Origin of the sequence: Streptomyces scopuliridis RB72, assembly GCF_000718095.1 — a bacterium.
In the GTDB taxonomy this organism is placed as follows: domain Bacteria; phylum Actinomycetota; class Actinomycetes; order Streptomycetales; family Streptomycetaceae; genus Streptomyces; species Streptomyces scopuliridis.
This window is the reverse complement of the sequence record NZ_JOEI01000014.1, coordinates 147,028-168,369: the sequence shown is the minus strand read 5'-3', so window position 1 is coordinate 168,369 and position 21,342 is coordinate 147,028. Positions and strand designations below refer to the sequence as shown.

Sequence of the window (21,342 nt, the reverse complement as noted above, 5' to 3'; positions counted from 1 at the left end):
CCCGCCCCATGTTGCTCGAAGTGCGCGATCTACAGGTGGAGTTCCACACCCGGGACGGGGTGGCCAGGGCCGTCAACGGCGTCAGCTACGCGGTCGACGCCGGCGAGACCCTGGCGGTACTGGGCGAGTCGGGCTCCGGAAAGTCCGTCACCGCGCAGGCGGTCATGGGGATCCTCGATATGCCGCCCGGCCGGATCACCGGCGGTCAAGTGCTGTTCCAGGGGCGGGATCTGCTCAGGCTCAAGGAGGAGCAGCGGCGCAGGATCCGGGGCGCGGAGATGGCGATGATCTTCCAGGACGCGCTGTCCTCGCTCAACCCCGTGCTCACCGTCGGCGCCCAGCTCGGCGAGATGTTCATCGTGCACCGGGGGATGTCCCGCAAACAGGCGCGGGCGAAGGCCGTCGAGCTGATGGACCGGGTCAGGATCCCGGCGGCGAGGGAACGGGTCGACGACTATCCGCACCAGTTCTCCGGCGGGATGCGCCAGCGCATCATGATCGCGATGGCGCTCGCGCTGGAGCCCTCGCTGATCATCGCCGACGAGCCGACCACCGCGCTGGATGTGACCGTCCAGGCCCAGGTGATGGATCTCCTCGCCGAGCTGCGGCGCGAGCTGAACATGGGGCTGATCCTGATCACCCATGACCTCGGGGTGGTCGCCGATGTCGCCGACCGGATCGCGGTGATGTACGCGGGCCGGATCGTGGAGACCGCCCCGGTGTACGAGATCTACCGGGCGCCCGCCCACCCGTACACCCGCGGTCTGCTCCGGTCGATCCCGCGGCTGGACCAGAAGGGCCGGGAGCTGTACGCGATCAAGGGCCTGCCGCCGAATCTGCTGCGCATCCCGCCCGGCTGCGCCTTCAACCCCCGCTGTCCGATGGCCCAGGACGTGTGCCGTACGGAGGTGCCGCCGCTCTTCGAGGTCGCGGAAGCGCCGGGTGCGGCCGAGGGGCGTCGAAGCGCCTGCTACTTCTGGGAGGAGACGCTCCATGGCTGAACCCATTCTGGAGGTCCGGGACCTGGTCAAGCACTACCCGCTGACCCGCGGCATCCTGTTCAAGAAGCAGATCGGGGCGGTACGGGCGGTCGACGGGGTCTCCTTCGCGCTGGACCCCGGCGAGACCCTCGGCATCGTGGGGGAGTCGGGCTGCGGCAAGTCGACCGTCGCGAAGCTGGTGGTGAACCTGGAGCGGCCGACGTCCGGCGTGATCCGGTACAAGGGCGAGGACATCACCCGGCTGTCGGGCCGCGCGCTGAAAGCGGTGCGCCGCAACATCCAGATGGTGTTCCAGGATCCGTACACCTCGCTCAACCCCCGGATGACCGTGGGCGACATCATCGGGGAGCCGTACGAGATCCACCCCGAGGTGGCGCCGAAGGGCGACCGGCGGCGCAGGGTCCGGGAGCTGCTGGATGTGGTCGGCCTCAACCCGGAGTACATCAACCGCTATCCGCACCAGTTCTCCGGCGGCCAGCGCCAGCGCATCGGCATCGCCCGGGGGCTGGCGCTCCGGCCCGAGATCATCGTCGCCGACGAGCCGGTCTCGGCCCTCGATGTCTCCGTACAGGCGCAGGTCATCAATCTGATGGAGCGGCTCCAGGACGAGTTCGGCCTCTCGTACATCTTCATCGCCCACGATCTGTCGATCGTCCGGCACATCTCCGACCGGGTCGGCGTGATGTATCTGGGGCGGCTGGCCGAGATCGGCTCGGACGCGGAGATCTACGAGCACCCCACGCATCCGTACACCCAGGCGCTGCTGTCGGCCGTGCCGCTGCCCGACCCCACGGCGCGCGAGCACCGCGACCGGATCATCCTGACCGGCGATGTGCCGTCCCCGGCGAACCCGCCGTCCGGCTGCCGGTTCCGTACGCGCTGCTGGAAGGCGCGGGAGCGGTGCGAGGTGGAAGTACCCGAGCTGGCGGTCCCGGAGGCCTTCCGGGGGCTGCGGGGGCCCGCCGCGCACCCTTCCGCCTGCCACTTCGCGGAGGAGCGGCAGATCGTGCCGGCCGGCGGGGGAGGTAACGGGGAGGGTCGGGATTCGAGGCGCGAAACGCAATAAAGCACATCAATTTCGTTAACACGCAGGCAACTTGGCGGACCCGTCACCGATATACGAACGCGTCAGGCTGAACAGCGTACGGCCGTGCGGGTGCCGTAGACCGGCCGGGACTCCCAGGGTCCCGGCCGGTCGCCCGTGCTCAGCCCATGCCTAGCGACCTCTTGAGGAAGTCGACCTGGAGCAGCAGCAGATTCTCGGCCACTTCTTCTTGCGGTGTCATATGGGTCACGCCTGTGAGCGGCAGTACTTCATGGGGCCGCCCCGCCGCGAGCAGGGCCGCGGAGAGCCTGAGAGTGTGTGCCACGACCACATTGTCGTCCGCCAGCCCATGGATGATCATCAGGGGGCGTGCTGGACTCTCCGGCGCCGAGAGCCCGTCGTCCGTGACCAGCGAGTGCCTGGCGTAGACCTCGGGCACCTCCTGCGGGCCACCGCCGAAGTACCGCTCCTGGTAGTGGGTGTCGTAGAGCCGCAGATCGGTGACCGGAGCGCCGGAGACCGCCGCGTGGAAGACATCCGGGCGGCGCAGGACCGCGAGCCCGGCGAGATAGCCGCCGAAGGACCAGCCACGCATCGCCACCCGCCCCAGATCGAGCGGGAACCGCTCGGCGAGGGCGTGCAGCGCCTCGATCTGGTCGTCCAGGCTGAGCAGCAGATTCTGCTTGACCGCCTTCTCCCAGGCCGGCGAACGGCCCGGCGTGCCGCGGCCGTCGGCGACGATCACCGCGAACCCCTGGTCGGCGAACCACTGCGAGGTGAGATACGCGTTCTGCGCGGCCACCACGCGCTGCCCGTGCGGGCCCCCGTACGGGTCCAGCAGAACCGGAAGCGGGCCGTCGGACTCCTGGTAACCGGTCGGGAGCAGCACGGCGCACGGAATCCGGTGCGTGCCCGCCTCGGTGAGCTCCGGCCGCGCGGTGAGCACCGGCTGCTCGGCGTACGACGCGACCGCGGCGAGCCGCTTGCCGTCCCTGAGCACCTGCGCGGACGCTCCGGAGGTGTCGGGCCGGGCCGAGACCAGTACGGTCACGTCGCCGGTACGTACGGCGGAGTGCACCCCCGCGCCCTCCGAGAGCCGCTCGACGCCCAGTTCGTTGACCCGGTACACATGGATCTCGCCGGTCTCGGGACCGGCCGCCTCCTCGCCGGCCGACGCCGAGACGAGGACATCGTGCTCGCCGATGTCCAGCACGGCCCGGACATGCAACTGCGGCCCGGTCAGCGGCCGGTCGCCGACCATCAGGACCCGCGCGCCGCCCTCGTCGGCGATCCGTACCAGCCGTCCGTCCGGCGCCCAGGCGGGCAGCTCGGCGAAGAGCTCCAGCCAGGCGGGATCCTCGTCGCGGTGCACGGTCCTGGTCGCGCCGGTCGCCGTGTCCACCGCCAGATACAGCTGGCCGCGCTGGTCACGGCTCTGGACGAGCAGCAGGGGCGCGCCCGCGGCCGACCAGTGCACCCGGGCCAGATACGGGTAGCGTGCCCGGTCCCAGACGACCTCTGTACGCGCCTTGCCGGGCCCCTCCGCCGCGTCCGCGCCCTCGGCGCCGCCCGGCCCCTCCAGGTCGACGAGAAACAGCCGTACGTCCGCGTTGGGGGTGCCGGCCGCCGGATAGGCGACCTTCACGGGCTCCCGCTCCGGGTGCGCCGGGTCGGAGATCCACCAGCGCCGCACCCGCGCCGTATCGACGCGCGCGACGAGCAGCCGGTCGGACTCGGGGGACCACCAGTAGCCGCGGGTGCGGCTCATCTCCTCGGCGGCGATGAACTCCGCCAGGCCGTAGCTGATGTCCTCGCCCTCGTCCGCCGAGCACCCCGCCAGCTCGCGGTCGCGCTCCCCGTCCGCGCCGATCACGCGGAGGGCGCCGTCGGCCACATACGCGACATGGCGCCCGTCCGGCGAGGGCCGCGGGTCGATCACCGGTCCCCGTACGGGCAGTTCGCGGGTCGTCCCGGCGAGCAGCTCGGCCGCGAACAGCCGTCCGGAGAGTGCGAACGCGGCCAACTGCCCCGCGCCGTCCACCGCGTAGCCGACGATGCCGCCCGAGCCCTCACGGCTCCGCTCGCGCCGGGCCCGCTCCTCGGGGGAGAGCCGCTCGGCGGCGCCGCCCAGGAGTACGGCGGGATCCGCTGCGATCCGCTCGCGCCCCTCACCGGATCCGGCGCCGGAACCGGCACCGGCAACGGAGCCAGTGGCGGAGTCCTCAAGATCCAGTACCCAGAGGCTGTTCACCCGGTCCGTGCCCGAGGCGGACCGCAGGAAGGTCACCCGCGCGCCGTCGGGAGACACCGTGAACGCGCGTGGGGCGCCGAGGGTGAAGCGCTGAGTCCTGGCGTGCTGGCGCGGGAACGAGAGCTGTTGCCTCAAGGTCATGGAACGAACCTACTGGGCGAGGGCCGTGCGCCCCCAGTGTGCTGCCGTGCACCGATCAATGCGTCCGCACGGATAGTTATGATCCGTAGCGTTAGGTGGGTATGAATCCGCCGGGCACATGCATGCTGCGATTTTCCGACTGAATATTTATGGAGGTGAACCGCCGTGGCACTCTCGATTTCGGCGGTGGTGCTGCTGGCGATCGTCGTCTTCCTGCTGGTCCGGAAATCCGGACTGAAGGCCGGACACGCGGTGGTCTGCATGTTGCTCGGGTTCTACATCGCCAGTTCATCCATCGCTCCCACCATCAGCGAACTGACCACAAACGTGGCAGGGATGATCGGCGGGATCAAGTTCTAGCCATCTTCCGCTCTCTTCCGGCCAACTTCACCATGCCCTGAAGTCCGGCCATATCCGGCACCGCCCCCTGCCCACCGCCCCTCGGCCGTCGCCGTCGCCCACTGGCCGAGGGGTTCCGGGTGCCGGCTCGTAGGCTGTCCCCATGACCGATCTACCCGCCCGCCGTCTGCTGCTGGTGCACGCGCACCCGGACGACGAGTCGATCAACAACGGCGCCACCATGGCCAAGTACGCGGCCGAGGGCGCCCTGGTCACGCTGGTGACCTGCACCCTCGGTGAGGAGGGAGAGGTCATCCCGCCCGAACTCGCCCATCTCGCGGCCGACCGCGAGGACCGTCTCGGCGCCCATCGCATCGGTGAACTCGCCGCGGCGATGAGCGAGCTGGGCGTCACCGACCACCGCTTTCTCGGCGGCCCCGGCAGATTCCGGGACTCCGGGATGATGGGCCTGGAGCAGAACGACCGCGAGGGCGCCTTCTGGCACACGCCCGTCGACGACGCCGCCGCGTACCTCGTCGAGGTGATCCGGGAGGTGCGTCCGCAGGTGCTGGTCACGTACGACCCGTACGGCGGTTACGGCCACCCCGACCACATCCAGGCCCACCGCGTCGCCATGCGCGGCGCCGCGCTGGCCGCCGAGCCCGCCTTCCGGCCCGGCCTCGGCGCCCCGCACACCATCGGCAAGATCTACTGGAACCGCGTACCGCGCTCGGTCGCCGAAGAGGGTTTCGCCCGGCTGCGGGCGGCCGGGGCCGACTTCCCCGGTGTCGCCGCGATCGAGGACATTCCGGGCGTGATCGACGACGCGGAGATCAGCGCCGCGATCGACGGCGCCCCGTACAGGGAGCGCAAGGCGGCGGCGATGCGCGCCCACGCCACCCAAATCGCCGTGGACGGGCCCTTCTTCGCGCTCTCCAACGATCTGGGGCAGCCGATCTTCGCCGCCGAGTACTACCAGTTGGTGCACGGCACGTCCGGGGCGCCCGCCGGTGAACGTGAGAACGATCTCTTCGCGGGAGTCGCGGGAGCTGTCCAGGGTGACGGTGTGAACGGCGCGAACAGTGTGAACGGGGCGAACGGATGAGCGGGCAGGGGCAGTCCGGCGGGATGTTCGCGAGTCGCCCCAGACCGGGGCGTATCGCCACGTATCTCGCACTGTTCGTTCTCGGTGTGCTCGTCGGTACGGCGGGCTCGCTCGTCCAGGGCGGCTGGGTTCCCGGCGGGCTGCTGCTCGCCCTGCTCGCCACGGCCGGGCTCTTCTTCGGCGGGCTGTATCTCACCGGCACCCAGCTGGGCGTGGGGGCGCCCGCGGCCGGCTGGCTGCTCGCGGCCATCTTCCTCAGCCTGGGCCGCCCCGAGGGTGACGCGGTCTTCGCCGCGGGCATCGGACCGCTCGTCTATCTGCTGGGCGGCATGTTGGTGGCTGTGATGTGTGCCACGATGTCGCGGTTGCCGCAACCGGGCCCGAAGTCCGGCCGACTTGAGAAGTGACGCGCCCGGCTGCTGCTGAATTGACCATGTCCGTACGGTCGGCGGAGCATCGCTTCGTACGGCCGTCGGGTGTCTGTCGGCCGAGGCCAGTATGGTGGTGCGCGCTCCGGGCCTTCCCCCCGCCTCCGGCATGGGGAACCTGAACAGTTTCGTACCAGTAAGAACGGGCGGCGGAGCCAACCGGGAGAACCTGCTTTGAGTCGTGAAACTGACAGTTCGTCCTCCGGGCCCCAGGGGCGCGGCGGAGCCGCGTACCCCTCGGGGACACCGCCGTACGGATCCCGCCAGTATCCGTCGCTGCACCCCCAGCAGGACGCTCCGGAGGAGACGGAAACCGCGCCCGCTCCGCAGCCGGACGAGCCCAGAACCGAGACCACGCTGACCACGCGTATCCGGATCAACATCCCGGGCTCGCGGCCGATCCCGCCCGTCGTGATGCGCACACCCATGGGTGACGCCGACAGCACCGACGGCCGGGGTGTCCCGGTCGCCGAGCGCACGGGCGGCATCCCCGGGCCCGACGCGTCCCAGGACACCGCCGACGCCGGAGAGGCCGAGGCGGCGGAGGAGCCGCAGGCCGAGGACAGATCCACGAGCGACTGGTTCGCGCCACGCAGGTCGGCGACATCGGGCACCGGTACGGCCGCGGGGATGAGCGCGGGTCTCGGCGCGGGCGCCGCCGCCGTCGCGGGCACCACCGCTCCGCGGCCGGCCGACCACGGCTCCTCGGAGTCGCCGTACTACCCGGGCGGCGGGCAGTCGCAGAACGGCGGCGCTCCGCGCAGCGCGCTCAGCGATCTCGCGTCCGGCGCCGGGTCCCAGAGCTCCGGTCCTCAGGGCTCCGGTCCTCAGGGCCCGGGCTCCAACGGCTTCGCGCCCGGCGGTTCCGGTACGGACTTCACGTCGGGCGGTCCCACCACGCCGGCGCTCGGTATCCGGCCTCCCGGAGGCGGGCCCAGCGGTCCGACCAGCGGTCCGGTCACCGGCGGCGCGTCGCTCGGCACCCCGCCGTCGTCCCTGAGCACCCCGCCGGGCGCGGGCCAGGTCGGTCCGCCGCGGATGTCCGACGACACGGCCGTACTGACACCGCAGCAGCCCGCCGCCGAGCCCGGACCCGGCGGTCATGTCTCCGGGGACACGCTCACCAGCGGAATCCCCGTGGTGCCGGCGGAGCACCGCTCGCCGTTCCCCGGCTCGGGTCCGCAGGGCGGTCCGCACTCCGGCCCCGGCCCCAGGCCCGACGGCCCCGGCCCTGGTGCGCCCGGTCCTGGTGCACACGGCCCCGGCGCGCTCGGTCAGGACCACGATTTCTCGGTGCCGGACTTCCCCGGCCCGGTCGGCTCGTCTCAGGGTGCCCCGCCGTCGGGCACGGCCCCGGCCCCGGCGCGTACCGCCACCCCGGCGGCCCCGGCCGCCAAGAAGAAGGGCCGCTCCAAGCTCACGCTCCTGGGTGTCCTGGTCGTCGTGGCCGCGGGCGGCGTCTACGGCGCCGGCCTGCTGATGAACCACTCCGATGTGCCCAAGGGCACCACGGTCCTCGGCGTCGACATCGGCGGCGGCACCCGCGACGAGGCGGTCAACAAGCTCGACACCGCCCTCGGCGAGCGGGCCGCCGCGCCGCTGCGGCTCAGCATCGGCGGCAAGACGGAGGAGCTCGCCCCGGACAAGGCGGGACTCAGCCTCGACAGCCAGGCCACCGTCCGCGCCGCGGCAGGCAGCGACTACAACCCGGTGTCGGTGATCGGCTCGCTCTTCGGCGGCGCCAGGGTCGCCCAGCCGGTGATCCCCGTCGACGATGAGAAGCTGACCGCCGCGCTCACCGATCTGGCGGGCGTCTCGGGTTCGGCGAGCGAGGGAACGATCAAGTTCGAGCCGGGCAAGGCCGTCGCCGTACCGGGCAAGGCCGGCAAGGCGCTGGACGTCAACCACTCGATCATCTCGACCCGGGACGCCTACCGCGCCCAGGTCCAGACGGGCAAGATCAACAACGTGGAACTGCCCGTTGTCACCCGCGAGCCGACGGTCGGTCAGGCCGAGCTGGACCGGGCGATGAACGAGTTCGCCAAGCCCGCGATGTCCGACCTGATCACCATCAAGGCGGGCGGCAAGCAGATCCAGTTCGGTCCCGCGAAGTCGCTGCCCAAGATCCTCTCCATGAAGGCCGTCGACGGAAAGCTCGTCGAGGTCTACAACAGCAAGCTTTGCCCCGTCGCGTCGCCCATCACGCACGCTCGCGGCGTTGGCCAAAAGCCCTGGTAGCTCCGCTACAAGGGCTCCCGGCCGCCTTGCGATCGTACGCACTGGACGACGCTCCTTCGGGGCAAACATTGCCGGTCACGGCACTAGAAATCCGTCAGGCGGGTCCCGGGGATGACGCCCGTCATCCCCGGAGACGCCCGTCAGTTCAGCATCGCCCGCGCCGCCCGCGCCTTGCGCCGGATCGCCTCCGCCGTCGACGGCTCCACCGCGTCCACCACCCGCGCGTACTCGTCCATCTCCGCCGCCCCCCGGCGGAACTCCCCGCGCTGTACGAGCAGTTGAGCGTGGTCGTAGCGCAGTCTGGCCGGATGTGAGGGCAGCAGCAGGGACAGCTCGACCGCCCACAGCGACACATCGGTGCGCTCCGGGCGGGGCGCGGCCCAGGCGCGGATGTTGTTCAGGACGCGCAGGACGATGTCGAGCGGGTCGGCGGGGGCAAGCATGGCCGGTACGAGCGCCTCGCCCGTCGTACCGGTCACCAGCAGCTCCGCGTCCGTGCCCGTCAGCAGCCGGCCACCGCCGAAGGGATCGGCGAGGACGCGCTCCCCGGGATCGCCGAAGCCGACCACGAAATGGCCGGGCAGGGCCACCCCGTACACCGGCGCGCCCGCCCGGCGCGCGACCTCGATCCACACCACGGAGAGCAGGATGGGCAGCCCGCGCCTGCGCCGCAGCACCACGGGCAGCAGCGAGGAGTCCAGCCGCTGGTACTCCGTCGGAGAGCCCTCGAAACCGCACCGCTCGCCCAGCAGCTCCGCCAGCGCGACCGCCCAGGCGCGCGCGCCGAGGACCCCGAAGGGCAGCAGCCCGGCCAGCCGGTCCAGCTCGGTCTGGGCCGCGTCGATACCGGCCTCGCCCAGGGCGGGATCGGCCTCCGCTCCCACCAGCAGACAGAGCGTGGCCAGATCGGGACGGTCGGCGCGGGCCTCCTCGGCGAACCTACGGCGCACGTCCTCGGATTCGGGTCGCATATCGGCCTCGTACCCGCTCAGGGCGATCGGAAGTGGTGGTAGCGGTGGTGAAGGGCGAAGCCCATGGCGTCGTACAGCGCCCGCGCGCCCTCGTTGTCCGACTCGACCTGGAGCCAGGCGGCGGACGCGCCCTCCTCCAGGGCGCGCCGGGCGAGCGCGGTCATGACGGCGGTGGCCAGCCCTTGGCGTCGGCAGGCGGGGTCGACCTCCACCGCCATGAACCCCGCCCAGCGTCCGTCCACCACACACCGGCCGATCGCCGCCGGTACGCCCGGCTCCCCATCCTCGCCGGGCTCCCCGGGCACGGTGGCGAACCACACCGAAGGACCGCTGTTCAGTACGTGGAGCACATGGGGCCCCGGCACACCGGACCGCTGGTAACGCCGGAGCCAGGTCTCGTCGACGCCCCGGCCGAGCGCGACCCGGGAGACATCGGCGTCACGGTCCCCGAGCGGCGCGAGCGCGGCGATCCGTACCTCGGCCGTCACCTCCGGCCGCCAGCCGCGCCGCTCCAGCTCCGCACACAGCCGCTCCTGCGTACCCTCCGCGCCGGTCGCGGCCTGTACGTACGGGGGCAGCCCCCGTTCCTCGTACCACCGCCGTACGCGCGTCAGCGCCTCGTCCAGTTCCATCCCGGGATCGCCCAGGGGCAGCACGGAATTGGCCCGGCGGGTGAAGCCCGAGGCCGCCCTGAGCCGCCATTCGCCCAGCGGCTCGCTCTCCACCGGCTGCCAGGACCGGGCGCAGACCCCGGCCAGCTCCTCGAAGGACGCCGAGGGCCCCCGGCGCCTGGCCGGAGCCGCCGGCACCACCTTGCCCGCGACCAGGGCCGCCTCGGGGACGCGGACGCTTTCGCCGGTGCGCCGTGTGATCAGCAGCACACCTCCGTCCCAGGATGTGAGAACGCCCACCGTGTCGGTGAACTTCTCACCACCCGCCCCGCTGCCGGTCAACTGTCTGACTGATACACGTTTGCCCACGTCAGCCCGTGTCAGACGGACCTCGAACCGTCCGCCCGCAGTGAATTCCACAGCTCTGTACGCCCCTCCTGTTCGGATCGCGCCCAAGAACGGAGATACTAGATGCGGGCATCGACGACGCCGCGCTCCCGCGCGCCCGTGGACGGAGCCGCAGATCGGCCCGCCGCGCCCTATCGAGGAGGAACGACAGCGTGACCTACGTCATCGCGCAGCCTTGTGTCGACGTCAAGGACAAGGCGTGCATCGAGGAGTGCCCGGTCGACTGCATCTACGAGGGCTCACGGTCCTTGTACATCCACCCGGACGAATGCGTCGACTGTGGAGCCTGTGAGCCGGTCTGCCCGGTCGAGGCCATCTTCTACGAGGACGACACCCCGGAGGAGTGGAAGGACTACTACAAGGCGAACGTCGAGTTCTTCGACGAGCTCGGTTCGCCCGGTGGCGCTTCCAAGCTCGGTCTGATCGAGCGGGACCATCCCTTCATCGCCGCGCTGCCGCCCCAGAACGGCTGACAGCGCGCCCCCGGTCCCGTACGGCTCCTCGCCGTACGGGACCGCGGTGTTTGGCACACGAGAAAGAGTGAGCACGTGTCCGCAGTCTCTTCGCGTCTTCCCGTCTTTCCCTGGGACAAGCTGGAGCCCTACAAGGCCACGGCGGCGGCCCATCCGGACGGGATCGTGGACCTGTCCGTCGGGACCCCCGTCGACCCCGTCCCGGCACTGATCCAGCGGGCCCTGGTCGAGGCCGCAGACTCACCCGGGTATCCGACGGTGTGGGGGACGCCCGCGCTGCGGGACGCGCTGACCGGATGGGTGGAGCGGCGGCTCGGCGCGCGCGGCGTGACGCACGCGAACGTGCTGCCGGTGGTCGGCTCCAAGGAACTGGTGGCCTGGCTGCCGACGCAGCTCGGCCTCGGCGCGGGCGACCGCGTCGCCTTCCCGCGGCTCGCGTACCCGACGTACGAGGTGGGCGCGCGGCTCTGCGGCGCCGAGCCCGTCCCGTACGACGACCCTACGCAGCTCGACCCCGCCGGGCTGAAGCTCCTCTGGCTCAACTCGCCGTCGAACCCGACCGGAGCCGTCCTGGCGCCGGAGGAGCTGACCCGGATCGTCGCCTGGGCGCGCGAGCACGGCGTGCTGCTGTTCAGCGACGAGTGCTACCTGGAGCTGGGCTGGGAGGCCGAGCCGGTATCGGTACTGCACCCGGACGTCTGCGGCGGCTCGTACGACGGGATCGTCGCCGTCCACTCGCTCTCCAAGCGCTCCAACCTCGCCGGCTACCGCGCGGCCTTCCTGGCGGGCGACCAGGCCGTCCTGGGCGAGCTGCTGAAGATCCGTAAGCACGGCGGGATGATGACCCCGGCGCCGGTGCAGGCGGCGACGGTCGCGGCGCTCGGCGACGACACGCACGTACGGGAACAGCGGGAGCGGTACGCGGCCCGCCGTAGCGCGCTGCGTGCCGCGCTGGAGGCGCACGGCTTCCGTATCGACCACAGCGAGGCGAGCCTCTACCTGTGGTCGACGCGCGACGAGCCGTGCTGGGACACCGTGGCGCACCTCGCGGAGCTGGGCATCCTGGTCGCGCCCGGCGACTTCTACGGGCCCGCGGGGGAGCGGCATGTACGGGTGGCGCTCACGGCCACCGATGAGCGCGTCGAGGCGGCGGTCAAGCGGCTGGGCTGAGCCGCCCGTACCGCACAGGACACGCGAGGGGGCCCGGGAAGCGACTGCTTCCCGGGCCCCTCGTCCGCTGTCGCGACGCGCGTGCGTGCGCGTGCGCGCGTGTCAGCCGAGCGGCAGCGACACCGGCAGCTTGCCGGTGGGCAGGCCGCCACCGAGCCCGCCGGCCGGCGCGGCGCCCTCCGTGGCGGAGGTGGCGGAGGCGGCGGTGTCGCCCAGGAGCTGACCGGCGCTGCCCGCGGTGTCACCGGCCGCCTTCTGCACGGCGGGCGTCGCCGTCTTGCCGACCTTGCCGACGGTCTTGCCCGCGGCCGGGACGCCCTTCTGGACGGCCTTGCTGCCGGCGTCGCCCACCACACCGGTCGCCTTCTGGGCACCGCCGTCGACGGTGTCGCCCACGGCGGCGCCGTCCAGCGCGCTCACCGCACCCAGGTCGGTGGCCTGCGGGAGCGCCGCCGCGTTCGCCGCGCCGGCCGCACCGATCACCGGGGCCGCGCCCGCGGCGACGAGCAGGGCGGCACGGGCGATCCGACGGGTCAGAGGGAGGGACATGATGCTCCTTTGAAGGGAGAGAAACAGTGCTTGTCCGTCGATCGGACGTAGTGACAACCCCTCAAAGGGCGGCGGAGGTTGCGGCGGGCAAGGGTAAAGAGTTGGTAATGCGTCGCATTATCGGCTACGGATAAAAACGGGCAAACGATCCCGTGGCGGCGGCCCTGCCGAACCGTTACTCCCCTGTGTTCCCAAGGGAAACGCCGGATCAGGGGCGCGCGGCACAATCATCGGAAGAAATGCGGTGCGGAGCGGTGCGGACTCGCCCGTTCGGGTGACGCCGCCGTACTACTGCGCAGTGCGAATTCGAACTTCCGCCAGTCCTGAATCCGCGCCCGATCCGGCGCCCGATCCCGCGCTCTGTTCCGAGGCGCGGGTCCGCTGCCAGCCCTTGTTCGCCGAGCGCGTGTTCTTCGCGCTCCACACCCGGCCCGCGTAGCTGACCTCGTCGATACGCAGGGCGGTGGACTGCGCCACGGCCCAGTGCGCCAGCTCCCAGCCGCGCAGCGACGAGGAGCCGCCGCTCTCCGAACCGCCGGTCGTGGCGGGTACGGGCACGGACACCTCGGCGGCCGTGCCCGAGGCCCCCGCCCGGCCCGCGGCGTCGGTGCCGGGCAGCACCTCGGCCCCGAAGTCCCGTACCAGCGCGGCCCGTACCTTCGCCGGGTCCCCGGGCTCGGCGCCGCTCGGCGCCGTACAGGTCAGCGTGGCGGCGGACCGGCCGGTGAGGGCCGCGGCCAGCAGCGCGGCGTCCGGCTCGTGCTTCGCGTACGCCTGCGGGAAGCCGCTGCGCTGGACGCGCTGGGCCGCCTCGGTCAGCGGCAGCCGCGAGTAGCCGGGCACCTTGACGAGATGGTCGTAGAACTGGCCCGCCGAGTAGACCGGGTCCTGGATCTGCGTCTCGGTGCCCCACCCCGTCGAGGGGCGCTGCTGGAACAGGCCGAGCGAGTCGCGGTCGCCATGGTCCAGATTGCGCAGCGCGGACTCCTGGAGGGCGGTGGCCAGCGCGATCGTGACCGCCCGCTCGGGCAGCCCGCGGGTGCTGCCCACCGCCGCGATCGTCGCGGCGTTCTCGGCCTGCTCCGGGGTCATCTCGTACGTGGGGCTGTCGCCGCCCGCCGCGTCCGCGGCGCGCACGAGACAGCGCGGGGGGCCGCCGCCACCGCTCACGTACTGGACCACCACATACGCGGCCAGGGCCAGCAGCACGACGAGGGCGGCCGCGATACGCAGGAGGCGGCCGCGACGGAAGGGGGAGGCGGTCTCGGACACGAGGCCACCGTACTGGAGGCGGTGACGGCGGACGGCGCCGACGCCCGGCTCCTCGCCGGGAGGGGCGTTAGGGTCACCACCATGTCTGAGAACGTGCTCGACCTCACTCTTGACGCCCCGGCGCTCACCGCCCGCCTGGTCGACTTTCCGTCGGTCAGCGGCGAGGAGAAGCCCCTCGCCGACGCGATCGAGGAGGCGCTGCGGGCGCTGCCGCATCTCACCGTCGACCGTTACGGCAACAACGTGGTGGCCAGGACCCGGCTGGGGCGTGGCGAGCGGATCATCCTCGCCGGACATATCGACACCGTCCCGATCGCCGGCAACGTGCCCTCCCGGCTGGACGACGACGGGGTGCTGTGGGGATGCGGTACGAGCGACATGAAGTCGGGCGTCGCCGTACAGCTGCGGATCGCGGCGACCGTCCCCGAGCCCAACCGCGACCTCACCTTCGTCTTCTACGACAACGAAGAGGTCGCCGCACATCTCAACGGTCTCGGACATATGGCAGAGGCCCATCCCGACTGGCTGGAGGGCGACTTCGCGGTCCTGCTGGAGCCCTCCGACGGCGAGGTCGAGGGCGGCTGTCAGGGCACGCTCCGGGTCTTCCTCCATACGACAGGTGAGCGGGCACACTCCGCGCGCAGCTGGATGGGGTCCAACGCCATTCACGCCGCCGCGCCGATCCTGGCCCGGCTCGCCGCGTACGAGCCGCGCCGGCCGGTGATCGACGGCCTGGAGTACCGCGAGGGCCTCAACGCCGTACGGATCGAGGCGGGTGTCGCCAACAACGTCATCCCGGACGCGTGCACGGTCGTCGTGAACTACCGCTACGCACCCGACCGCGGCGAGGAGGAGGCCCTCGCCCACGTCCACGAGGTCTTCGCGGACTGCGGGGTGACGGAGTTCACAGTGGACGACCACTCCGGGGCGGCCCTGCCGGGTCTCTCGCACCCCGCCGCGGCCGCCTTCATGGCCGCCGTCGGCGGCACGGCACAGCCCAAGTTCGGCTGGACCGATGTGTCGCGCTTCGGCGCGCTCGGGGTGCCCGCGGTCAATTACGGCCCCGGGGACGCGCTGCTCGCCCACAAGCGCGACGAACATGTGGCGGTCGAGCGGATCACCCACTGCGAGAACCGTCTGCGCGACTGGCTCACCGGCTGACGGACACCCTGGCCGGGCGGAGCGCTCACTGAGTGAGGGTCTGATCGACTGCCGGAATTTCGTCGTTTGTCACGTGCGTGGACCTACCCTTGCCCAGAACAAACGCACAGCAGCGGAGGGAGCAGCTCATGGGCATGCCTGACGGAGAGCGGAAGCCGGAGGAGCAGCGGCTCGGACCGGTGATCCGCCGCCGGGGACAGGTGCAGGCGGGCACGACCGATCAGCGGCTGCTGGACACCGAGGGCGACTCGGAGTGGGTGCACACCGATCCCTGGCGGGTGATGCGTATCCAGTCGGAGTTCGTGGAGGGCTTCGGCGCCCTCGCCGAACTGCCCAGCGCCATCAGCGTCTTCGGCTCCGCCCGCACCCCGGCGGGCTCCGCCGAGTACGAGGCGGGCATCCGGATCGGCGGCGCGCTGGTCGACGCCGGATTCGCGGTGATCACCGGCGGCGGGCCCGGCGCCATGGAGGCGGCGAACCGAGGGGCGCGCGAGGCGCAGGGCGTCTCCGTCGGACTCGGCATCGAGCTGCCCTTCGAGCAGGGGCTCAACCCCCATGTCGACATCGGCGTGAACTTCCGCTACTTCTTCGTCCGCAAGACGATGTTCGTCAAGTACGCGCAGGGCTTCGTGGTCCTGCCGGGCGGCCTCGGCACGCTGGACGAGCTGTTCGAGGCGCTCACGCTGGTCCAGACGCGCAAGGTGACCCGCTTCCCGATCGTCCTGTTCGGTACGGCGTACTGGGGCGGCCTCGTCGACTGGCTGCGGGACACCGTCGTGGGCCAGGGCAAGGCGTCCGAGAAGGATCTGCTGCTCTTCCATGTCACGGACGACGTGGACGAGGCGGTCGCGCTCGTCACGAAGGAGACGCGCAACTGACCTGGGGGGCCATCGACAGCTGCGACCGGAAAGCACTGACCATCTTTCCGGCGTGCAGCAGCCCGATCCGCGCCACCTCGCGCTCCAGACCTTCGAGATCACGCAGCGTCAGCGCCCGCGGCCGGTCCAGGAAGTGCCGGGACTTGACCAGGCCCAGCCGGGACAGCACGGCGCCCCGCCGTTCGTCGATCGCCCGGAACTCTGCCAGCGCCCGCGCGTACATCCGTCGCGCGCTCGCGTACCGGGCCGCCCGGTAGAGGACATTGCCGCGCATCTTGTGGTTGTAGGCCAGAGCGCTCGCCAGATCCATCCGGCGGCAGATCGCCTCCGCCTCGGACAGCAAAGTCAGGGCCCGCTCGGGGTGGCCCTGGGCGGAGAGGATGTCCGCGACCCCGCGCAGGGACCAGGCACGGCCCCGGGCGTCGTCCGCGTCGGCGGCTATCCGTACCGACTCCTCGAACATCTCCAGCGCCGTGTCCAGCTCGCCGGTGTTGCGGTGCATCTGCGCGATGCCCGACAGCGCCCAGACGATGTGCCGGGCCTCGCCGTGGGCCCTGGCCTCCGCGAGTAACTCCTCGTGCAGACCGGCCACGGCCTCGTAGTCGCCCTGGATACGGCCGGTCTCGGCGAGGCCCGCCAGACAGTAGCCGCGCGCGATCCGGTCGCCGCTGCCCGCCGCGAGATCCGACGCGTGCGTCAGCAGCCGGCGCGCCAGCGGGAGCGTGCCGCACTGCCTGGCCAGGGTGCCGCCGCTCCACAGGGCCCACGCCATGGCGCCCGGCTCACCGGCCCGCCGGGCGCTGCGGTAGCTCGCCCGCCAGGCCCCGCCCGCCTCCGCCACCCTGCCGAGCCGCCGGCTGGCCTCGGCCACGGCGAGCGAGGCGCGCGCCTCCTCCAGCGGGGTGGCGGCCGTACGCCGCAGCGCGCCCGCCGTGGCCAGCACCTCCTCGTACGAGGAATTCACCCCCAGCGCCGACTTCAACTCGCCCTGGTATTCGGGTGCGAACGCCTTGCCGTACATGTTTCCGCGGCCTCCTGATCATCTGCTGCCTTGACCACGAAGCTACGGCGGGGGGAGAGGGCGGCGAATCCAACGGCGTATGGGTTCCGGTGTCCGTCCGAAGGGCTACGCGGGAACCTCCGGTCATCACCTGGAGGGACGGGTCAGGTCAGACCACGGCGGGCCACCGCCGGGGGACGATGGCCCGCGATGGCCGCCACCATGTCCAGGACCTGCTTCGTCTCCGCGACCTCATGGACGCGGTAGACCCGGGCCCCGAGCCATGCCGATACGGCGGTCGTCGCGAGGGTGCCGGTCAGCCGCTCCTTGACCGGCTTGTCGAGCGTCTCGCCGACGAAGTCCTTGTTGGAGAGCGAGACCAGCACCGGCCAGCCCGTCTCCGTCATCTCGCCCAGCCTGCGGGTCGCTTCGAGGGAGTGCCGGGTGTTCTTGCCGAAGTCATGGCCGGGGTCGATCATGATCCGGTCCCGGCGGACGCCCAGCTCCAGGGCGCGCTCGGCGAGCCCGAGGGTGACCCGCAGGATGTCCGCCATCACATCGTCGTACGCGATCCGGTGCGGCCGGGTCCTGGGCTCCGCCCCTCCGGCGTGCGTGCAGACCAGCCCCACGTCGTACCGCGCCGCGACCTCGGCCAGCCGCGGGTCCACCCCGCCCCACGCGTCATTGAGCAGATCCGCGCCCGCCTCGCAGACCGCCTCACCGACGTCGTGCCGCCAGGTGTCGACGCTGATCACCACATCGGGATGTCGGCGGCGCACCTCGGCGACGAAGCCGACCGTACGGCGGGCCTCCTCCTCGGCCGTGACCTCCTCGCCGGGCCCCGCCTTCACCCCGCCGATGTCGATGATGGCGGCCCCCTCGGACACCGCACGCTCCACCCGGTCGAGGGCGGGCTGATCGCGGAAGGTCGCGCCCCGGTCGTAGAACGAGTCCGGGGTCCGGTTGACGATCGCCATGATCACCGGCTCACGCGCGTCGAATTCCCGACGTCCCAGCCGCAGAGTCCCGCTGCGCATCCCCTGATTCCTCCTCGTGTCCGTCCGCCTGCGACCTTAGTCGTCCCGGAGCGGACGGCCCCGGCTGTCAGTGGGGCATGGCACGATCGGCACCGGACGTTTTCCTGCCCGGGGAGAAGCTCGTGTTCTTGTTCTTGCTCATCGCGATGGTCGTGGTCGTCGCCGCGGTCACGCTCGCGGTCGTCGGCGGCGGCGATCGCGCGCTCCTGCCGGAGGCCGCTCCGGAACGGCTGGTGGATCCCCTGCCGCTGACCCGCCCCGTCGGCCGCGCCGATGTCGAGGCGCTGCGGCTGCCGGTCGGGGTGCGTGGGTACCGGATGGCGGAGGTGGACGAGGTGCTCGGCCGGCTCGGCGCGGAGCTGGCGGAGCGGGACGCGCGGATCGCGGAGCTGGAGTCGGCGCTCGCCGGGGTCCAGGCCACCGCGGTCTCCTCGCCCGACCTCTTCAAGAAGCCCGGAGACCTCCTCGACAAGCCGGGGGACCTCTTCGACAAGCCCGGAGAGGAGACCGGCCGGTGAGCGAGGGCGCTGTGGTGACGGGGCCGGACGGGAAGCCGCGCTGCCCGTGGGGTCTGTCGGCCGAGGACTACGTCGCGTACCACGACTCCGAGTGGGGCCGCCCGGTTCATGGCGATGACGCCCTGTTCGAGCGGCTGTGTCTGGAGGCGTTCCAGTCCGGGCTGTCCTGGATCACGATCCTGCGCCGGCGCGAGAGCTTCCGCAGTGCCTTCGACTCGTTCAAGATCGCGTCGGTGGCGGAGTTCACCGACGCGGACAGGGAGCGGCTGCTCGCCGACCCGGGCATCATCCGCAACCGCGCCAAGGTCGACGCCACGCTGGCCAACGCGCGCGTCCTGGCGGAGTGGCCGGCGGGCGAGCTGGACACGCTGATCTGGTCGTACGCACCGGACGCGGCGAAGCGCCCGGCCCCCCGTACGGCCGCCGACGTACCGCCGGTCACCGACGAGTCCACGGCGCTCTCCAAGGCCCTCAAGAAGGCCGGAATCCGCTTTGTCGGCCCCACGACCGCCTATGCCCTGATGCAGGCGTGCGGTCTGGTGAACGATCATCTGGCGGACTGCTTCGTGCGGGACAGCGTCGCGAGCGCGGGTACGGCGCGGGGCTGAGGGGGGCCGGGACCCGGCGTTAACGGCCGACGTACTGCGGCTTCTCCTTCGCCAGGAACGCGCGCACGGCGATGGTGTGGTCCTCCGACGCGCCCGCCCGCGACTGGAGTTCGTCCTCCCTTTCCAGGGTCTCGGCCAGTGAGTGCCCCGCTCCGTACGCCAGGGACTCCTTGATCGCCGCGTAGGCGAGCGTCGGGCCCGAGGCCAGGGCGCGGGCCACGGCGGCGGACTCGGCCGCCAGGTCGGCGGCCGGCACCAGCCGGTTCACCAGACCCCATTCGTGCGCCTCACGGGCCGGTACCGACCGCGGGAAGAGCAGCAGATCCGTTGCCCGGCTCCGGCCCACCAGCCGCGGCAGCGTCCACGAGACCCCGGAGTCCGCGGTCAGCGCGACCCCCGCGAAGGACGTATTGAACGCTGCCGTGTCCGCGACGACCCGGTAGTCCGCCGCGAGGACGAACCCGAGGCCCGCGCCCGCCGCGACCCCGTTGACACCGGCCACCACCGGCTTGGGCATTTCGGTGATCGCCCGCAGGATCGGGTTGTAGTGCTCACGCACGGTACTCATCGTGTCGCCGCCGCCCGCCGCCCGGTCCGCTTCGAGCAGCGCGGTGTGCTCCTTGAGGTCCTGTCCGACACAGAACGCCCGGTCGCCCGCGGCGGTCAGCAGCACACCCCGTACGGCCGGATCGGCGGCGGACGCCAGCAGCGCGTCCCGGAGCGCGACCTTGGCGGCGACGTTCATTGCGTTCATGGCCTCGGGCCGGTTGATCGTGATCGTTGCGAGTCCGTCAGCCACCTCGTACAGCACGGTGTCGGCCATGATCGGTCCCCTTCGCGGCTCGGGCAGTCCTGTCCGGCCCCAGCATGGCGGAGATCGCCGACGCCGGGCATGTGACCTGCGTCTAAGAAAGTCGGGCCCCGGTGGAGCGTACGGCGGCGAAGTATCGCAGGCGGATCGCCGAATTGAGGGGTTTTGCGAGAGCGCGTTGCGCAAGCGATGCCGTCCGATGTTGGTCATCGGGTCCCGCCATGCGGGATAATGGGCTGGAAGCAATGTGTTCGATGCCGGTGACACAGCGCCTGTCATGGGGCCGCCGGCTGCGATGAGCTGGTTTCAGGAAGGGGAACGAGCATGGCGGCCATGAAGCCGCGAACGGGCGACGGCCCGCTCGAGGTGACCAAGGAGGGGCGGGGCATCGTCATGCGCGTTCCGCTCGAAGGCGGCGGTCGGCTTGTCGTCGAGCTGACTCCGGACGAGGCGGATGCGCTCGGCGACGCTCTGAAGAAGGTCGTCGGCTGAGCGGAGCGCTCACAGTCTCCGGGGTGTTCGGTCACCTCTGGACAGACAGAACTCTGCCCCGGTACGGATACGTCCGTGCCGGGGCAGAGCTCTGTTTCCGGGACGCCGGCTTCCGGGACGTCAGCCGCGTCGCATCGCGCAGAGCAGGCCGTCGCCCACCGGCAGCAGCGTCGACTGGAGCTCCTGGCTCTCCCGTACGGTCCGCAGCAGCTCCCGCAGCCTCAGCACCTCCGCGGGCTGGGCCGCCGAGTCCACCGTCCGGCCGCCCGCGAAGACGCCCTCGAAACAGACCAGGCCACCGGGGCGCAGCAGCCGCAACGATTCAGCGAGATAGTCGAGGCACTCCAGCCGGTCGCCGTCGCAGAAGACGAGGTCGTAACCGCCGTCCGCGAGCCGGGGCAGTACGTCCAGGGCGCCGCCGGGGATGAACCGCGCGCGGTTCCCCGCGAAGCCCGCGGCCCGGAATGCCTGCCGGGCGAACTGCTGGCGCTCGGGCTCGGTGTCGACCGTGGTCAGGACGCCGTCCGGCCGCATGCCCTGGAGCAGATACGTACCCGAGACGCCGGTGCCGGTGCCGATCTCGGCGACCGCCTTCGCGTCCAGGGTGGCAGCGAGCAGACGCAGCGCGGCGCCGGTGCCTGGTGACACCGAGCGGAGCCCTGTCTCCCGGGCCCGGTCCCGGGCCCAGAGCAGTGCTTCGTCCTCGGCGACAAAGGCGTCGGCGAACGCCCAGCTCGTCTGCCGGTTGGCGGTAATGACCCTCTCCTTGTCCCCGTTGGCGGCGCAACGGTGACTGTATCCGCTGCGCCCGGGAACCCGCAGATGGGACCGCGCG

General features: G+C 71.6%; 21 protein-coding genes and 1 pseudogene. 13 read left to right on the top strand and 9 right to left on the bottom strand.

Features of this window, described 5'->3' with window-relative positions:
- Nucleotides 1-8: 8 nt before the first annotated feature.
- Both IF11_RS0119525 and IF11_RS0119520 read left to right on the top strand, forming a co-directional pair.
- The gene (locus tag IF11_RS0119525; RefSeq protein WP_030352927.1) at nt 9-1,001 is read left to right on the top strand and encodes an ABC transporter ATP-binding protein; all 993 of its coding nucleotides are present in this window, start codon (nt 9-11) and stop codon (nt 999-1,001) included.
- A complete protein-coding gene (locus IF11_RS0119520; RefSeq protein WP_030352926.1) occupies nt 994-2,067 on the top strand; it encodes an ABC transporter ATP-binding protein in 1,074 nt (357 codons plus the stop codon). Before IF11_RS0119525 ends, IF11_RS0119520 begins: the two co-directional genes overlap by 8 nt.
- A gap of 139 nt (nt 2,068-2,206) precedes the next feature.
- Here the strand turns inward: IF11_RS0119520 and IF11_RS0119515 are convergent, their stop codons facing one another.
- Nucleotides 2,207-4,438, bottom strand: a complete 2,232-nt coding sequence (locus IF11_RS0119515) for a prolyl oligopeptidase family serine peptidase (RefSeq protein WP_030352925.1) — start codon at nt 4,436-4,438, stop codon at nt 2,207-2,209.
- 165 nt (nt 4,439-4,603) lie between these two features.
- Here IF11_RS0119515 and IF11_RS0119510 point away from each other — a divergent pair, with 165 nt between their 5' ends.
- The 4 genes from IF11_RS0119510 to IF11_RS0119495 all read left to right on the top strand — a co-directional run bounded on the left by IF11_RS0119510 (nt 4,604) and on the right by IF11_RS0119495 (nt 8,548).
- A complete protein-coding gene (locus IF11_RS0119510; protein ID WP_030352924.1) occupies nt 4,604-4,798 on the top strand; it encodes a hypothetical protein in 195 nt (64 codons plus the stop codon).
- Between the two features lie 142 nt (nt 4,799-4,940).
- Nucleotides 4,941-5,882: an N-acetyl-1-D-myo-inositol-2-amino-2-deoxy-alpha-D-glucopyranoside deacetylase gene (gene mshB / locus IF11_RS0119505; protein WP_051746059.1), complete on the top strand. Its 942-nt coding sequence runs from the start codon at nt 4,941-4,943 to the stop codon at nt 5,880-5,882.
- On the top strand, nt 5,879-6,289 hold the full coding sequence (locus IF11_RS0119500) for a DUF6113 family protein (protein WP_030352922.1): 411 nt from the start codon (nt 5,879-5,881) through the stop codon (nt 6,287-6,289). Before mshB ends, IF11_RS0119500 begins: the two co-directional genes overlap by 4 nt.
- 195 nt (nt 6,290-6,484) lie before the next feature.
- Entirely contained in the window at nt 6,485-8,548 is a 2,064-nt protein-coding gene (locus IF11_RS0119495) for a hypothetical protein (RefSeq protein ID WP_051746058.1), read from the top strand.
- Nucleotides 8,549-8,688: 140 nt separating this feature from the next.
- Here IF11_RS0119495 and IF11_RS0119490 read toward each other — a convergent pair whose 3' ends face one another.
- The gene (locus IF11_RS0119490) at nt 8,689-9,519 is read right to left on the bottom strand and encodes a transglutaminase family protein (RefSeq protein ID WP_030352920.1); all 831 of its coding nucleotides are present in this window, start codon (nt 9,517-9,519) and stop codon (nt 8,689-8,691) included.
- Nucleotides 9,520-9,536: 17 nt separating this feature from the next.
- Nucleotides 9,537-10,550, bottom strand: coding sequence for a GNAT family N-acetyltransferase (locus IF11_RS0119485; RefSeq protein WP_030352919.1), 1,014 nt, complete (start codon nt 10,548-10,550; stop codon nt 9,537-9,539).
- Nucleotides 10,551-10,690: 140 nt separating this feature from the next.
- Here IF11_RS0119485 and fdxA point away from each other — a divergent pair, with 140 nt between their 5' ends.
- Entirely contained in the window at nt 10,691-11,011 is a 321-nt protein-coding gene (gene fdxA, locus IF11_RS0119480) for a ferredoxin (RefSeq protein ID WP_003985062.1), read from the top strand.
- A 75-nt stretch (nt 11,012-11,086) separates the two neighbouring features.
- Nucleotides 11,087-12,181, top strand: a complete 1,095-nt coding sequence (locus IF11_RS0119475) for a bifunctional succinyldiaminopimelate transaminase/glutamate-prephenate aminotransferase (protein WP_030352918.1) — start codon at nt 11,087-11,089, stop codon at nt 12,179-12,181.
- Nucleotides 12,182-12,283: 102 nt separating this feature from the next.
- Here IF11_RS0119475 and IF11_RS0119470 read toward each other — a convergent pair whose 3' ends face one another.
- Together IF11_RS0119470 and IF11_RS0119465 are read right to left on the bottom strand one after the other, a co-directional pair.
- Entirely contained in the window at nt 12,284-12,730 is a 447-nt protein-coding gene (locus tag IF11_RS0119470; protein ID WP_030352917.1) for a hypothetical protein, read from the bottom strand.
- A gap of 288 nt (nt 12,731-13,018) precedes the next feature.
- Entirely contained in the window at nt 13,019-14,002 is a 984-nt protein-coding gene (locus tag IF11_RS0119465; protein WP_037728073.1) for a hypothetical protein, read from the bottom strand.
- Between the two features lie 81 nt (nt 14,003-14,083).
- On the opposite strand from IF11_RS0119465, the gene dapE reads away from it, so the two are divergent.
- Together dapE and IF11_RS0119455 are read left to right on the top strand one after the other, a co-directional pair.
- Nucleotides 14,084-15,163 (top strand): succinyl-diaminopimelate desuccinylase, encoded by a 1,080-nt coding sequence (dapE, locus tag IF11_RS0119460; RefSeq protein ID WP_030352916.1) that lies wholly within the window; start codon nt 14,084-14,086, stop codon nt 15,161-15,163.
- 128 nt (nt 15,164-15,291) lie between these two features.
- Nucleotides 15,292-16,041: an LOG family protein gene (locus IF11_RS0119455; protein WP_030352915.1), complete on the top strand. Its 750-nt coding sequence runs from the start codon at nt 15,292-15,294 to the stop codon at nt 16,039-16,041.
- Here IF11_RS0119455 and IF11_RS0119450 read toward each other — a convergent pair.
- Nucleotides 16,019-17,062, bottom strand: a complete 1,044-nt coding sequence (locus tag IF11_RS0119450) for a tetratricopeptide repeat protein (RefSeq protein WP_030352914.1) — start codon at nt 17,060-17,062, stop codon at nt 16,019-16,021. The two genes, IF11_RS0119455 and IF11_RS0119450, sit on opposite strands and share 23 nt — an antisense overlap.
- Before the next feature lie 143 nt (nt 17,063-17,205).
- A complete protein-coding gene (gene folP, locus IF11_RS0119445) occupies nt 17,206-18,078 on the bottom strand; it encodes a dihydropteroate synthase (protein WP_030352913.1) in 873 nt (290 codons plus the stop codon).
- A gap of 77 nt (nt 18,079-18,155) precedes the next feature.
- On the opposite strand from folP, the gene IF11_RS0119440 reads away from it, so the two are divergent.
- Both IF11_RS0119440 and IF11_RS0119435 read left to right on the top strand, forming a co-directional pair.
- The gene (locus tag IF11_RS0119440; protein ID WP_051746057.1) at nt 18,156-18,596 is read left to right on the top strand and encodes a DivIVA domain-containing protein; all 441 of its coding nucleotides are present in this window, start codon (nt 18,156-18,158) and stop codon (nt 18,594-18,596) included.
- Nucleotides 18,593-19,204, top strand: a complete 612-nt coding sequence (locus IF11_RS0119435; RefSeq protein WP_030352911.1) for a DNA-3-methyladenine glycosylase I — start codon at nt 18,593-18,595, stop codon at nt 19,202-19,204. Before IF11_RS0119440 ends, IF11_RS0119435 begins: the two co-directional genes overlap by 4 nt.
- A gap of 19 nt (nt 19,205-19,223) precedes the next feature.
- On the opposite strand, the gene chcB is transcribed toward IF11_RS0119435, so the two are convergent.
- Nucleotides 19,224-20,027: a 2-cyclohexenylcarbonyl CoA isomerase gene (gene chcB, locus IF11_RS0119430; RefSeq protein ID WP_030352910.1), complete on the bottom strand. Its 804-nt coding sequence runs from the start codon at nt 20,025-20,027 to the stop codon at nt 19,224-19,226.
- A 312-nt stretch (nt 20,028-20,339) separates the two neighbouring features.
- Between chcB and IF11_RS39025 the strand changes: the two genes are divergently transcribed.
- Nucleotides 20,340-20,507 carry a DUF3117 domain-containing protein gene (locus IF11_RS39025; RefSeq protein WP_003966491.1) on the top strand — a complete coding sequence of 56 codons (168 nt, stop codon included), beginning with the start codon at nt 20,340-20,342 and terminating at the stop codon, nt 20,505-20,507.
- A gap of 120 nt (nt 20,508-20,627) precedes the next feature.
- On the opposite strand, the pseudogene IF11_RS0119420 reads toward IF11_RS39025, so the two are convergent.
- Nucleotides 20,628-21,294, bottom strand: a pseudogene (locus IF11_RS0119420) (O-methyltransferase).
- Between the last annotated feature and the right edge of the window lie 48 nt (nt 21,295-21,342).